Here is a 13,695-nt window from a genome sequence, read left to right as displayed (position 1 = left end):
CGTAATTACGAACTATTGCTACGGTTGTAGCCATGGAACGTGACGCGCTGCACGCGATCGAAAGCCGGGTCGACGCCCTCGAACGCGAACTCGAGCGTTTGCGTGCGCAGGTCGAGGAGCCGTCGGCCGACGCCTCGACCGTGACACCGGAACCGGGGGCTGCGACATCGGACCCCGCCGCCGATCCGCTCTGGTTCGTCAATGAACTCGGACGCCGGGCTCCCGGCGCGGTGATGATGGCGGGTGCCGTCGAGGTACCGGCCGGGCCCATCCGCTGGCAGTACGGCCTCTACGCGGAAGAGCTCCTCGGCAAGGACTGGGGCGAACTCGCTCGACCCCTCGAAGCACTGGGGCACCCGGTGCGTCTCGAGCTCGTGCGCGTCATCCTCACCGGCACCCAGACCACCGCTGAGCTGCTCGAACTGGAGCAGTTCGCGTCGTCCGGCCAGCTCTACCACCACCTCCGGCAGCTCGTGAGCGCGGGGTGGCTGTCCTCCCCGCGCCGCGGGTTCTACGAGGTGCCGGGGGCGCGCATCGTGCCGCTCCTCGTCTTGACCATGATCGCCTCGAGCTGAGGAGCAGCCGCACCGTGACCTCCCCCACCCCCGCACTCACAGGCCCCACCCCGACAGCGACGTCGCCCGCGCGACGCTCCCCCGGTCCCGTGCTCGGCCTCCTGGCGGGCGGCGCGGTCGCCGCGATCGCCCTCGGCGCGGCCGTCGGGCCGCAGCAGCAGACCGTGACCTCGGCCTGGAGCGGTGACGAGACCCTGGCGGAGAGCATCCGCACTCTGCCCGGAGGCCTCGACGGATTCCGCTCGCTGTCGGTCGCGGAGATCGATCCGGACGGCGTCGTCTTCGCCGGTCTCGGTGACGCCGATCCCGCACACCCGGAGGCGCCCGGGCCCGACACCGTGTTCGAGCTCGGTTCGATCACGAAGACCTTCACCGGAGCGCTGTTCGCCGACGCGATCGAACGCGGAGAGGTGGCCCCCGATGATCGCCTCGCGGAGCACCTCACGGCCCTCGAGGGAACGGATGCCGGCGACGTCACCCTCGCGTCGCTGTCGCAGCACTCCTCCGGACTCCCCGGCCTGGGCGCGACGGCCGCCGACGGCGCGGTGTCGAGCCTGATCCTCAACGACAACGCCTACGCGTCGTCGACCACGGCGCAGCTCATCGCCGACGCGGCCATCGCCCCCGTCGACCCCGACCAGGGCGCCGTCTACTCGAACTTCGCCGTCTCGCTCCTCGGAACCGCACTCGTCGAGGCGGCCGGCGCCGACGACTATGCGACATTGCTCGACGAGCGCCTCACCGGCCCGCTCGGGATGGAGCACACCACGGTCGCGGCGACGGCCGCAGAGGTGCCGGTCGATGCGGTTCCGGGCTTCCTCCTCAACGGCACACCCGCACCACGCTGGTGGGGGGAGGGATATCTGCCCGCGGGGTCGTCGACGTTCACCACGGCATCCGACCTGGCGATCTGGGCACAGGCCAACCTCGACGGCTCGGCGCCGGGCGCAGCCGCACTCGAGCCGACCGCTCCCCTGGGAGCGGAGGGCGAGATCGGCTGGGGCTGGATCACCTCTGCGTCCTTCGACGGCGCCGGCACTCAGACCTGGCACAACGGCGGCACAGCGGGCTTCCGCACGATCCTCACGATGGATCGCGACGCCGGCACGGCCTTCATCGCCCTGTCGAACACCGTCGCGACCGTCGACTACGTCGCGATGTCGTATCTCTCGGGTGCGCCGATCCCCGGCCCCGCCGAGCCGTATCTGATCCTGGGATGGTCGGTCTTCGGCATCGCGCTGGCGCTCGGTGTCGTCGCGCTGCTCCGGGCCCTCCGCGCGAAGGCGCTGCTCCCCTCGCTCAGCGACCTCGTGTGGGCGCTCGCCGGGCTCCTGCTGCTCTGGCACAGCGGCCCGTGGTTCGCGGTCGGCGGTTGGGTGTGGGGCGTCGCTCTCGCGCCGACCTTGGCAGCGGTCGGACTGCTCGCGCTGCGCGGTCGCTCGCTGCCGTTGCTCCCCTCGCGTCGACGGTGGTTCTGGTGGCCGACCGCGGCCATCGGTGTCGCGGCCGCGGTCGGCGTCACCTTCCTCTGGTGAGGACGCCGGTGGCCGCTCAGGCCTGAGCGGGAGTCCACTCCGAGACGCGGTCGAGCGTCTGCACCTCGTCGGCGCTCAGCTCCAGGCGAGCGCCGGCGAGGAGGTCGGGAACCTGCTCGACCGTGCGGGCGCTCGCGATGGGGGCTGCCACCGTCGGCTGCGCGCGCAGCCACGCCAGCGACGTCGCGGCGATCGAGGCTCCGTGCGCGGAGCCGATCTCCTCGAGGGCATCGATGATCTTCAGGCCCGCGGGAGTCGCGTACTTGGCGGCGCCCTCGGCGCGGGGCGAGGACTGCCCCGCGGTCTCGGTGGAGCGGTACTTGCCCGTGAGGAAGCCGCTCGCCAGCGAGTAGTAGGGAACAAGGCCGAGGCCGAACTCCTCGGCCACCGGGATGATCTCGTTCTCGACGTCGTTGCGATGCACGAGGTTGTAGTGCGGCTGAACGGCGACGGGCAGCGCGGCACCCGTGCGCTGCGCGATCTCGATCCACTCGCGGATTCGTTCGGCGGAGTAGTTCGACACGGCCACGTTGCGCACGAGGCCGTCGGTCACGAGCTGACCGAAAGCGCCGACCGTCTCCTCGAGGGGCACGCTCTCGTCGTCGAAGTGGGCGTAGTAGAGGTCGATCGCGTCGACGCCGAGACGCGCGAGCGACGCCTCGGCAGCCTTGCGGATGTTCGCTGCGGCGAGTCCCCGGAACTCCGGGTGCGTGCTCACCTTCGTCGCGACCGTGACGCCCTGCGGCTTGCGCGAAGTCAGCCACTCGCCGATGATCGTCTCGCTCTCACCGCCGGAGTTCCCGGGCACCCACGCGCTGTAACCGTCGGCGGTGTCGATGAAGTCGCCCCCGCCCGCCACGAACGCGTCGAGCACGTCGAAGGACGTGTCGCGATCGGCCGTCCAGCCGAACACGTTGCCGCCGAGAGAGAGCGGGAAGACATCAAGGTCGCTGTTTCCGATACGAGTCATATTCTTCGCAACCGATGGATCCCGTGGGGTATTTCCGATTCGGGATACTCTCACCGCATGCATATCCTCCGCCGAGCATCCGTCGCCATCGTCGCCGTCGCCCTCGCCGGGATGCTCGGCGGGTGCGCGGCATCCGTCCCCGACCCGCCCGCTGCGGTGGGCGAGAACTACCCCGGCACGTGCATGCCCGCCGAGTTCACCTGGCCGACCGACTTCCTCGAGGCGCTGCCGAGCGAGTCCGAGGCCGTGGGCGGCTCCATCGTCGGCCTGCGGCTGGAGTACATCGACGAGCGGTGGGCGTGGCGCATCCGCAGTGCGAGCGGTCGGACGGATGCTTTCGGCGAGCGGGTCGACGATCCCGCGGCGGGGCGGGAGACGCTCGCGGACGTGCGGACCCTCGAGGTCTTCGCCAGCCGCGACGTCACCCTCACGAAAGCGGAGCAGACGGCGGGAACGAGTGCCTACACGGCAGCCGACCGCTCGGGCGAGGAGTGGCCCAGCCCCCTCATCATCGAGATGGCCCGGGTCGATGACGCTGGTTCCGACGTCTGGCGGATCACGATGTGCGACACGGCGACCAACGCGCAGTCCGTGATCACCGTGAAATAGCATTCAGGAATGCGCCGTTCTGCCGTCGTCCCCCTGATCGCTCTCGTCGCGCTGCTCGCGGGCTGCACGGGAACTCCGATCCCCGCATCCTCGGCGACGCCGGCTCCGACGCGAACGGCGACCACCGCGCCCACGTCCACGGCCACGCCCGCTCCCTCGTCGAGCCCGTCCACGGCGCCCGCCCCGTCGTCGCCGCCGGTCGCGTCCGATCCCACCGACGGCGAGCTCGTGACGATGTGCGTCGAGAAGGTCGATGCCTACGCGGGCGGCGCGACGTATGCGAGCGACCGGGGCACCGTCGAGTGGCTGGCCGAGCAGACGACCTGGTTCGTGGTCGTGCCCACGGATCGAGACGGCAACGAGGGCGCGGCCGTCTGCGGCATCGAGAAGACCTCCGCGGGCCCCGACGTCACGACCTACGGCGAGACCATCCCGAGCGGCGTCGCCGATCAGCGTGCGGAACTGCTGCGCGGAGAACACCCGCACGAGTGACCGCAGTCCCCTGCGATTCCTGAGAGCCGACTACGGGACTCGAACCCGTAACCCCCGTATTACAAGTACGGTGCGCTACCAATTGCGCCAAGTCGGCGGGTGCCACCAGCTTAGCGATGGTGGCGGAGGTCTCCCGACCTCTCGGGCTTCCGGCTTACTCGGCCGGAGTCTCGGTCGGTGTCGGCGTGGGCGTCGCGGTGGCCTGGTAGTACGCGTCGCTGGCGACCGTGAGCACGAACTGCGAGAACTCGGCCGGGTCGTCGAGCGCGCCGACGTATGCCTCGCCGTTGGCGACGATCATCGGGGTCGACGCGAGCACGAGGTCGTCGGAACCGGGCAGCGGACCCTCGAGTGCACGGGTCGTCGCCTCCTTGGCCCAGGTCAGGTAGTCGCCGTCCTGGATGCAGCTGCGCACCGTCTTGGTGTTGTCGACGCCGACGGCCCCCGCGAGATCCGCGAGTTCGCTGTCGGACAGCCCGTCGGTGTTCACCTCGGGCTGGTCGTCGAGCAGATCGTGGTTGAAGGCGTAGAACTGGTCGGGCGAGTGCGTCGCGACGCAGGCGGCCGCAGCGGCGGCGCGCAGCGAGTACTTGGTGCCGTTGGAGCTCGCGGTGAGCAGGGCGACCGGGTGGTAGGTCACGGTGACCGCACCCTCGCTGATCCAGTTGGTGAGCTGGCGGGCGTTGGCGCGCTCGAACTCGCCGGCGTCATCCGACAGGTAGTCCACGTAGATGTGGATGTCGACCTTCTGGGCCGTCGTGGGCTCGGCCGTCGGCTCGGCGGGGGCCTCGGCCTCGGAGGAGTCGGGGGTGGGCGTAGCCGTACCGGCATCGGATGCCGCAGATGCGGAGAGCTCGGAGACGACGACGCCGTCACCGTGCATGCCGGTCGGCGAGAGCTGGGGCTTCGAGACCTGAGCCGACACCGCGAGAGTCACGGCGGTACCGATCGCGCCGACGGCGACCACCGCGAGCGTCCCGATGATGATCCGTCGCATGATGCGCGCACGGGACTGCGCTGCATGCACTCGCTGTGCCTTCTCCCGCACAGCCTCGCGGGAGTTGCGAGGGGTGGGGACGTTCGGCGTTTCGTCGCTCGACATCGTTCCTCTTGAAAGTCTCACGGGGGCAGGGTGGCCCCGATCATCGGATATCGGATAGGCGACGATCGCCGCGTTGCACGGCCGGATTCGATGTTAACCATCGCACCTGAGAAATACCCAGATGCCGCGGTCCATGTCATACTGAGGGCGACCCAATGAGGGGTCACGGCGGGTCGAACCGCCGCATCCATCACTACGGATCGTCCGGCACGTACCTGCCGGTGAAGGAGAAACACAATGGCATCTGTGACTTTCGACGAGGCCACCCGCCTCTACCCGGGCGGCACCCGTCCGGCCGTCGACAAGCTCGACCTCCAGGTCGCCGACGGCGAGTTCCTCGTCCTCGTCGGACCCTCCGGTTGCGGTAAGTCCACGTCGCTCCGCATGCTCGCCGGCCTCGAAGAGGTCAACGCGGGCCGCATCCTCATCGGCGACCGCGACGTCACCGACGTCCCGCCGAAGGACCGCGACATCGCGATGGTCTTCCAGAACTACGCGCTGTACCCGCACATGACGGTCGCCGAGAACATGGGCTTCGCGCTCAAGATCGCCGGCGTCGGCAAGGAAGAGCGCGCCACCCGCGTGCTCGAGGCCGCCAAGCTGCTCGACCTCGAGGAGTACCTGACCCGCAAGCCGAAGGCCCTCTCGGGTGGTCAGCGTCAGCGTGTCGCCATGGGTCGCGCGATCGTGCGTCAGCCCCAGGTCTTCCTCATGGACGAGCCGCTGTCGAACCTCGACGCCAAGCTGCGCGTCCAGACGCGTACGCAGATCGCGTCGCTGCAGCGCCGCCTCGGCGTCACCACGGTCTACGTCACCCACGACCAGACCGAGGCCCTCACCATGGGTGACCGCATCGCGGTGCTCAAGGACGGCCTCCTGCAGCAGGTCGGCACGCCGCGCGACCTGTACGAGAAGCCGAACAACGTGTTCGTCGCCGGCTTCATCGGGTCCCCCGCCATGAACCTGTTCACGGCGGACCTCGCCGAGGGCGGCGTGCGCTTCGGCACCGAGGTCGTCCCGCTCGAGCGTGACGCGGTCGCCGGCGCGAACGGCACGCAGGTCACGGTCGGCGTGCGTCCCGAGGACATCACGGTCGGACCGGCCGACGGCAAGGGCCTCTCGGTCGTCGTCGACCTCGTCGAGGAGCTCGGCGCCGACGGTTACCTCTACGGCCACACCGACATCAACGGCAAGCGCACCGACCTCGTCGCGCGCGTCGACGGTCGCAGCCACCCGAACGCCGGCGAGACGGTCACCCTGGCCGCCAACCCGGGTCACGTCCACGCGTTCGACCTCGAGTCGGGAAGCCGCCTGAACACGGCTCCGGTCGTCTCGGCCTGATCGCACACACCACTCGCGGCGCGGGTCGACTTCGGTCGCCCGCGCCGCGTCTGCGTCCACCCCGACTTCCCAGGAGCGCCATGCAGGATTCGCTGCGCATCACCGCCAGCACCGTCGACCCCGGCCTCCTCGGCCTCCCCTGGTCGACGACGCTCGCCCGCTGGCCCTCCGAGCACATCGTCTCGCTCCCGAAGGGTCTGTCGCGGCACCTCGTGCGCTTCGCCGATCTGTCGGGACGGGTCGTCGCGGTGAAGGAGACCACCGAGGAGATGGCGCGCCGCGAATACGAGATGCTCGGCAACCTCGCCCGCCTCGACGTGCCCTGCGTCGACCGGGTCGCCGTCATCGCCGGGCGAACGGATGCCGACGGCGAAGCGCTCCCGGCCGCCCTGGTGACCTCGCACCTGCGCTTCTCGATGCCGTACCGCGCGCTGTTCACCCGCGTGCTGCGCCCCGACACCGCCACTCGACTCGTCGACGCCCTCGCCCTCCTGCTGGTGCGCCTGCACAACGTCGGCTTCTACTGGGGCGACGTATCGCTGTCGAACACGCTGTTCCGCCGCGATGCGGGCGCGTTCGCGGCGTACCTCGTCGACGCCGAGACCGGCGAACTGCACGAGGAGGGGCTGACCGACGGGCAGCGCGCCTACGATCTCGATCTCGCCCGCACGAACATCGCCGGCGAGATCATGGACCTGGCCGCCGGCGGGCGCCTCGAGAACGGTGTGGACGCGGTCGCGATCGCCGACGGCATCGTCTCGTCGTACCGGTCGCTCTGGGCCGAGCTGACCGCACAGGACTCCTTCTCGGCATCCGAGACCTGGCGCATCACCGAGCGCGTCGAGCGGCTGAACGCCCTCGGTTTCGACATCGACGAGATGTCGATGACGACCACGGCCGACGGCGCGGTCGTCGAGATCCAGCCGAAGGTCGTCGATGCCGGCCACCATCAGCGGCGACTCATCCGCCTCACGGGCCTCGACGTCGAGGAGAATCAGGCACGTCGCCTGCTCAACGACCTCGACGAGTTCCGCGCGCGTTCCACCAAGCAGTGGTCCGATGAGGAGATGTACGCGCACGAGTGGCTGACGCGCGTCTTCGAGCCCGTCGTGCGCGCGATCCCCTACGACCTGCGCGCGAAGCTCGAACCGGCGGAGGTGTTCCACCAGGTGCTCGAGCACCGGTGGTACCTGTCGCAGGCGCAGGGACGCCCGGTACCGCTCGCCGAGGTGCTGACGAGTTACATCAACGAGGTGCTCCGCCACCGTCGCGACGAGGCCACGATCATGGGGCCTCCCACCGAGACGATGAGCCTTCCCGTCATCACCGGCGCCACGCGCACCACCGAAGAGGACGAGGACGGCGACATCGACTGGCGCGATCTCGTCTGATCCTCGGGGCGCGATGCCCGTTCGCGGTCAGTGGCCGACGGTGAACCGCTCGCGGTGGTGGTTGCCCTGCTCGATCTCGTCGACGACCGCGACGGCGAAATCCGCGCCCGAGATGTAGGACTTGCCGTCGGCGTCGCGCACGAGCACGTCTCCGCCGTCACGGTAATGGCCGGTGCGCTCGCCCTCGGCCCAGGGCCCGAAGACCTCCGCGGGGTGCACGAAGAACCAGTCGAGCGAGGCATCCGTGCTCTCGAGGAACGCGAGCGAGTCGATTCCCACCTGCGCCTCGTGCTTGTACTCCTCGGGGAAGTCCTGGTCGAACAGTCGCGGGCCGCCCGGGGCGACCAGGCTGCCGCCCGCTCCTCCGACCACGCCCAGGCGCGTGCCGGTGCCGCTGAGCTGTCGGGCCACGCCCTCGAGCGCGTCGAGCACGCGGTCCTCCATGTCGCCGCGCGGGGAGAGCGCGGAGACCACCGCATCCGCCCCCGCGAAGGCGCCGGCGAGAGGAGCGAGGTCCAGCACGGAGCCCTGGATGTACGCGACGCCCTCCACGGCATCCGTCGGCACCGAGCGCGACACCGCGACGACCTCGTGACCGCGGCTCACCGCCTCTGCGGCGATGTGGCGACCGGCGTAGCCGGTCCCTCCAAGGATGACGATGCGACTCATGCGGGCTCTTCCCTTCGGATGCTGCGGCGACTACTTCGTGGAGCGGATCGTCGCGACCTGGTACAGGGCGACGGAGGTGGCGATGCCGACGTTCAGCGACTCGGTGGCCGTGGAGATCGGGATCGAGACGATCTGATCGCAGGTCTCGCGGACGAGGCGCGAGAGGCCCTTGCCCTCTGCGCCGGCGACGATGACGACCGCGCGATCGGCGAGCTGGAGTGCGGGCAGATCGACGTCGCCGTCACCGGCGAGGCCGAGGATGAACACACCCTGCTTCTTGAACTCCTTGAGCTGCGTGGTCAGGTTCGTCGCGAGCGCGACGGGCAGACGCGCGGCGGCCCCGGCGCTCGTCTTCCAGGCGGCGGAGTTCACCCCCGCCGAACGGCGCTGCGGCAGGATCACGCCGTGGCTGCCGAACGCCGCCGCCGAGCGGATGATCGCGCCGAGGTTGCGGGAGTCGGTGATGCCGTCGAGAGCGACGAACAGCGGGACCTGGCCCTTGTCGATCGCCTTCTCGAGCAGGTCCTGCGGGTGCGCGTACTCGTAGGGCGGCACCTTGATGGCGACGCCCTGATGCACGCCGTCGAATCCGGCCATGCGGTCGAGCTCCTGGCGCGTGACCTCGAGCACCGGGATGCCGCGGTGCGTCGCGATCGAGAGCATCTCCTTCACGCGGTCGTCCATCTCGACCCGCTGCGCGATGTAGAACGCCGTCGCCGGGATCTTCGCGCGCAGCGCCTCGAGCACCGAGTTGCGGCCGGTCACGACCTCGGTCTCCGTCGTGTTGTCCTTGGAGCGCGCCGAACGGTTCGGGTTGCCCCCGGCGGCCTGGCGCTGGCCCGGCTTGCCCTTGCCGCCGGACGCGGCGTAGCGCTCGGCCGCGGCCTTGCGCTTGCCGGCGGGGTGCCAGGCGCGGTCCTCGGCCTTCGGCGTGGGCCCGCGTCCTTCGAGCGCCTTGCGCCCGAGACCGCCGGTGCCCTTGGTGGGGCCCTTCTTGTTGCCCTTGTTCGCGCCGGGGCGCTGTGGCTTAGCCATCGATACTCCAATGAGTTCCGGCCGGAGTATCCTCCAGCGTGATTCCTGCGGCTGCGATCGCGTCACGGATGCGATCGGCTGCCGCCCAGTCCTTGTCGGCACGCGCCTGTGCGCGCTGGGTGATCATCGTCTGGACGAGTGCGTCCAGTGCGGCGGCCTCGGCTCCCCCGCCGGTGCCGTTCCACTGCGAAGAGTGCGGATTGATCCCCAGGACGAGCGTCATCTGAATGACGTCCATCACGTCCTGCCTCGCCTCATCGTACTTGCCCGCGTCGAGGAGCGCATTTCCGGAGCGGATGCTCGTATGGATCGCGGCGAGCGCCCGGGGTACCGAGAGGTCGTCGTCCATGGCCTCGACGAACTCCTGCGGGAGTCCCTCCTTCGCCTGGCCCCAGCCCGGCTTCGCGAGCCGCTCGCCCCGCTCGAGGAAGGTGCGGATGCGTCCGAGCGCGGCCTCGGCCTCCGTCCACGACGACTCCGACAGGTCGAGGCTCGAGCGGTAGTGTGCCGCCGCGAGCGCGTAGCGCACGACGAGCGGATCGCGGGCGGCGAGCACATCGGCGGCCAGCGTGAAGTTTCCGAGCGACTTCGACATCTTCTGCCCGTTCACGGTGACCAGGCCGTTGTGCACCCAGTACCGCGCGAACGCGTCGCCCGCGGCCGTCGACTGCGCCAACTCGTTCTCGTGGTGCGGGAAGCGCAGGTCGAGACCCCCGCCGTGGATGTCGAACTCCGGTCCGAGATAGCGCTTCGCCATCGCGGAGCATTCGATGTGCCAGCCGGGCCGGCCTTCACCCCACGGGGACACCCACCGGGCATCCGCGGGCTCATCGCTCTTCGAGCCCTTCCAGAGGGCGAAGTCCTGGGGATTGCGCTTTCCGCGGGGGTCGGCGTCCTCCGCCGCCTCCATCGCGTCGATCGACTGGTGCGTCAGCGCACCGTACTCGGCCCACGAGCGCACGTCGAAGTACACGTCGCCCGAGCCGTCGGCGGCGGGGTACGCGTGGCCGCGATCGATGAGCAGCGCGATGAGCTCCTGCATCTGCGGGACGGATGCCGTCGCGCGCGGTTCGTACGTCGGGGGCAGGATGCCGATGCCGGCGTAGGCTGCGGCGAACTCCTGCTCGATCCGATAGGCGAGGGCCCACCAGGGCTCCGCGTCGGTGGCGTTCGCGAGCACCTTGTCGTCGATGTCGGTCACGTTGCGCACGAAGGTGACGCGTCCGTGCCGCTTCTCGAGCCACCGGCGCAGCAGATCGAAGCTGAGCGCCGCGCGGACGTGCCCGATGTGCGGACCGGACTGCACGGTCGGACCGCACACGTACATCGTGACGTTTCCGGGGTCGAGCGGCACGAAGTCGCGCAGGTCCTGCGCACGGGTGTCGTAGAGGCGGAGAGTCACCGCTCAAGCCTACTCGGCCCGCCCCCGCGCGCCCCGAGAGTGACGCGCAGGCCGCGGTCGGTGGTTCAGGGCGCCGAGGCCGGGAAGACGAGTGCGACCGCGGTCACGGCGATGCCCTCCCCGCGCCCCGGGAAGCCGAGCGCATCGGTGGTCGTCGCGGTCACCGAGACGGGGGCACCGCCGAGAGCATCCGAGAGCGCCCGCTCGGCCTCGGCGCGGCGCGCGCTGAACCGGGGACGGTTGCCCTGGAACTGCGCCGAGACGTTGCCGATCACGAAGCCCGCCTCACCGAGCAGTTCGCGGGTGCGCGCCAGGAAGACCGCGGCGTGCGCGCCCGCGTACTCGGGATGCGCGGTGCCGAAGTGCTCACCGATGTCACCCAGGCCGGCAGCACCGAGCAGGGCGTCGACGATGGCGTGCGCGACCGCGTCGCCGTCGGAGTGCCCCGAGAGCGCCGGCTCGCCGGGCCAGCGCAGTCCGGCCAACCACAGGTCGCCCTCTCCGCCGAAGGCGTGGACGTCGGTGCCGAGGCCGACGCGCGGCAGGTTCGGAGCGGATGCCGGCACGTGCAGGGGCAGCGCGGGCGCCTCGGCGAGCAGCCGGCGCGCTCGGTCGAGGTCGTCCGGCGTCGTGATCTTGAAGGCGCGGGCATCGCCGGGGATGTGTCGGACGGCGTATCCGGCGGCGGCGAACAGCGCGGCGTCGTCGGTGTACTCGATCCCCGCAGCGGCGGCGGCGTCGTACGCCGCCTCGAGCGCGGTGCGCGGGAAGCCCTGGGGGGTCTGCGCCGCGGCGAGCTCGGAACGATCGACCGGGGCGACGATGCTGTCGCCGTCGACCCGCTTGAGCGTATCGATCACCGGGAGCGCGGGGATGATGCCGGTGCCCTCGACGACAGCGGCGGCGACGGCGTCGATCTGCGCGGGCGGGGTCAGCGCACGGGCGGCGTCGTGCACCAGCACGGTGCGCACATCACCCCAGAGCGCAGCGAGCCCCGCCGCGACGGACTCCTGGCGCGTGTCCCCTCCCACGACGACCCGCGCGAGGTCGACGCGATCCCCGGCGGCCTCGCGCACCTCGGTCTCGGCGTCGCCTTCGAAGCCCGCGGGCGCGACGACGATCACCTGCGCGGGGGCGGCGGCGAACACGCCGTCGAGGGCGTGGCGCAGGATCGAACGTCCGTCGATGCCGACGAGGGCTTTCGGCGCGCCCGCCGCCAGGCGGGTACCGGATCCGGCGGCGACGACGATGACCGCGACGTGCGGCACGGGAAGCAGAGTCACGTCTTCACGCTACCGTCTGCGGGGAACGACGAAGGGGGCGGATGCCGAAGCATCCGCCCCCTTCGGGAAACTCGGATCAGGACGCGAGGACCTCGTCGAGCATCGCGCCCGCCTTGTCCTCGTCGGTCTTCTCCGCGAGCGCCAGCTCGGAGATGAGGATCTGACGAGCCTTCGCCAGCATCCGCTTCTCTCCGGCGGACAGACCGCGGTCCTGGTCACGGCGCCACAGGTCGCGCACGACCTCGCTCACCTTGATCACATCGCCGGAGGCGAGCTTCTCGAGGTTCGCCTTGTAGCGGCGCGACCAGTTGGTGGGCTCCTCGGTGAACGGAGCACGCAGAACCTCGAACACGTGGTCGAGGCCCTCCTTGCCGATCACGTCGCGGACACCGACCAGGTCGACGTTCTCGGCAGGAACCTCGATGATCAGGTCGCCCTGCGTCACATTGAGCTTCAGGTACTTCTTCGCCTCACCCTTGATGATGCGCTCCTTGACCTCGATGATGGTCGCAGCGCCATGGTGCGGATAGACGACGGTCTCGCCAACCTCAAAAAGCATAAAAACGTATCCTTTCGGCAACCTCAAGGATACCACAGGGGTTATGCGCTAAGGTTTGCGCCCCCTCGTCCCGAGGCGCGGTCCGCGTACCCGTAGAATGGTTGCGGATATCCCGTCGTACCCCAGGAGGACCCGTGAAATCGCGCCTTGTTGCGTCTGCTGCCCTCAGCGCCGTCGTTCTTCTCGGCGCGACCGGATGCACGTTCATCTCGCCGCAGGCGACGAAGATCGAGTACTCCGCCTCGGACGGCGTGAACGTCTCCGACGCCGAGGGCCCGATCGACGCGCGCAACGTGTTCATCGTCGCGAACGAGGACGGCACGGTGGGCAACCTCATCGGCGCCTTCGTGAACCCGACCGACGACCGCGCGACCATCACCATCGCCTTCGCCGACAACGACGCGTTCACCATCACGGTTCCCGCGGGCGACAGCATCAGCCTGGGCGCCGACGCCGAGCCGCTGCGCATCGTCGGCCTCGACTCGCAGCCCGGTTCCACTGTCGAGATCCACTTCCAGTCCGGTGACTCCACCGGCGTGAAGACGGCCATCCCGGTGCTCGACGGCGGCCTCCCCTACTACGCGGATCTGGTTCCCGAAGAGAACTGATCCAGACGCATGCAGAGAAGGGGGGGGGGCCCCGGCGCCCGCCGGCGCGCGGTGCCGGGGGCCGGCCGGGGGGGCGGGCCGCGGGGGGGCTGGGGGCGCGGCGGTGGGCCGGAACCCCCCCCGG

Annotated in this window: 14 protein-coding genes and 1 tRNA gene; 7 read left to right on the top strand and 8 right to left on the bottom strand. The window is 70.1% G+C overall.

Annotated features, from left to right (window positions below):
• Nucleotides 1-32 precede the first annotated feature (32 nt).
• Nucleotides 33-575: an ArsR/SmtB family transcription factor gene (locus ACI2JZ_RS15100; protein WP_404598313.1), complete on the top strand. Its 543-nt coding sequence runs from the start codon at nt 33-35 to the stop codon at nt 573-575.
• Between the two features lie 14 nt (nt 576-589).
• The gene (locus ACI2JZ_RS15095) at nt 590-2,110 is read left to right on the top strand and encodes a serine hydrolase domain-containing protein (protein ID WP_404598311.1); all 1,521 of its coding nucleotides are present in this window, start codon (nt 590-592) and stop codon (nt 2,108-2,110) included.
• 16 nt (nt 2,111-2,126) lie between these two features.
• Here ACI2JZ_RS15095 and ACI2JZ_RS15090 read toward each other — a convergent pair whose 3' ends face one another.
• The gene (locus ACI2JZ_RS15090; protein WP_404598310.1) at nt 2,127-3,080 is read right to left on the bottom strand and encodes an aldo/keto reductase; all 954 of its coding nucleotides are present in this window, start codon (nt 3,078-3,080) and stop codon (nt 2,127-2,129) included.
• Between the two features lie 57 nt (nt 3,081-3,137).
• Between ACI2JZ_RS15090 and ACI2JZ_RS15085 the strand changes: the two genes are divergently transcribed.
• Complete coding sequence (locus ACI2JZ_RS15085; protein WP_404598308.1) at nt 3,138-3,689, top strand: hypothetical protein; 552 nt, start codon at nt 3,138-3,140, stop codon at nt 3,687-3,689.
• A 9-nt stretch (nt 3,690-3,698) separates the two neighbouring features.
• The gene (locus ACI2JZ_RS15080; RefSeq protein WP_247625008.1) at nt 3,699-4,181 is read left to right on the top strand and encodes a hypothetical protein; all 483 of its coding nucleotides are present in this window, start codon (nt 3,699-3,701) and stop codon (nt 4,179-4,181) included.
• A gap of 24 nt (nt 4,182-4,205) precedes the next feature.
• Here the strand turns inward: ACI2JZ_RS15080 and ACI2JZ_RS15075 are convergent.
• A tRNA-Thr gene (locus tag ACI2JZ_RS15075) sits at nt 4,206-4,278 on the bottom strand.
• Nucleotides 4,279-4,335: 57 nt separating this feature from the next.
• A complete protein-coding gene (locus tag ACI2JZ_RS15070; RefSeq protein WP_247956672.1) occupies nt 4,336-5,283 on the bottom strand; it encodes a thioredoxin domain-containing protein in 948 nt (315 codons plus the stop codon).
• A gap of 237 nt (nt 5,284-5,520) precedes the next feature.
• Here ACI2JZ_RS15070 and ACI2JZ_RS15065 point away from each other — a divergent pair, with 237 nt between their 5' ends.
• Nucleotides 5,521-6,624 (top strand): ABC transporter ATP-binding protein, encoded by a 1,104-nt coding sequence (locus ACI2JZ_RS15065; protein WP_247625011.1) that lies wholly within the window; start codon nt 5,521-5,523, stop codon nt 6,622-6,624.
• An 80-nt stretch (nt 6,625-6,704) separates the two neighbouring features.
• Nucleotides 6,705-8,015, top strand: coding sequence for a DUF4032 domain-containing protein (locus tag ACI2JZ_RS15060; RefSeq protein WP_404598307.1), 1,311 nt, complete (start codon nt 6,705-6,707; stop codon nt 8,013-8,015).
• A gap of 27 nt (nt 8,016-8,042) precedes the next feature.
• Here the strand turns inward: ACI2JZ_RS15060 and ACI2JZ_RS15055 are convergent, their stop codons facing one another.
• From ACI2JZ_RS15055 to ACI2JZ_RS15035, 5 genes are all read right to left on the bottom strand, one after another.
• Nucleotides 8,043-8,684, bottom strand: coding sequence for an NAD(P)-dependent oxidoreductase (locus ACI2JZ_RS15055; RefSeq protein WP_404598305.1), 642 nt, complete (start codon nt 8,682-8,684; stop codon nt 8,043-8,045).
• A 30-nt stretch (nt 8,685-8,714) separates the two neighbouring features.
• On the bottom strand, nt 8,715-9,719 hold the full coding sequence (gene rlmB, locus ACI2JZ_RS15050) for a 23S rRNA (guanosine(2251)-2'-O)-methyltransferase RlmB (RefSeq protein ID WP_404598303.1): 1,005 nt from the start codon (nt 9,717-9,719) through the stop codon (nt 8,715-8,717).
• The gene (gene cysS, locus ACI2JZ_RS15045) at nt 9,712-11,121 is read right to left on the bottom strand and encodes a cysteine--tRNA ligase (protein WP_247956674.1); all 1,410 of its coding nucleotides are present in this window, start codon (nt 11,119-11,121) and stop codon (nt 9,712-9,714) included. Before cysS ends, rlmB begins: the two co-directional genes overlap by 8 nt.
• A 65-nt stretch (nt 11,122-11,186) precedes the next feature.
• Nucleotides 11,187-12,404 (bottom strand): 2-C-methyl-D-erythritol 4-phosphate cytidylyltransferase, encoded by a 1,218-nt coding sequence (ispD, locus tag ACI2JZ_RS15040; RefSeq protein ID WP_404598301.1) that lies wholly within the window; start codon nt 12,402-12,404, stop codon nt 11,187-11,189.
• A gap of 76 nt (nt 12,405-12,480) precedes the next feature.
• Nucleotides 12,481-12,963 (bottom strand): CarD family transcriptional regulator, encoded by a 483-nt coding sequence (locus tag ACI2JZ_RS15035; RefSeq protein WP_247625017.1) that lies wholly within the window; start codon nt 12,961-12,963, stop codon nt 12,481-12,483.
• A gap of 134 nt (nt 12,964-13,097) precedes the next feature.
• Here ACI2JZ_RS15035 and ACI2JZ_RS15030 point away from each other — a divergent pair, with 134 nt between their 5' ends.
• Nucleotides 13,098-13,571, top strand: a complete 474-nt coding sequence (locus tag ACI2JZ_RS15030; RefSeq protein ID WP_404598300.1) for a DNA modification methylase — start codon at nt 13,098-13,100, stop codon at nt 13,569-13,571.
• Nucleotides 13,572-13,695 lie beyond the last annotated feature (124 nt).

This window comes from Microbacterium sp. NPDC087868 (assembly GCF_044900755.1).
GTDB classification, from domain to species: domain Bacteria; phylum Actinomycetota; class Actinomycetes; order Actinomycetales; family Microbacteriaceae; genus Microbacterium; species Microbacterium galbinum.
Note: the sequence above shows the minus strand (reverse complement) of the source record. Positions and strands in the feature narration are given on the sequence as shown.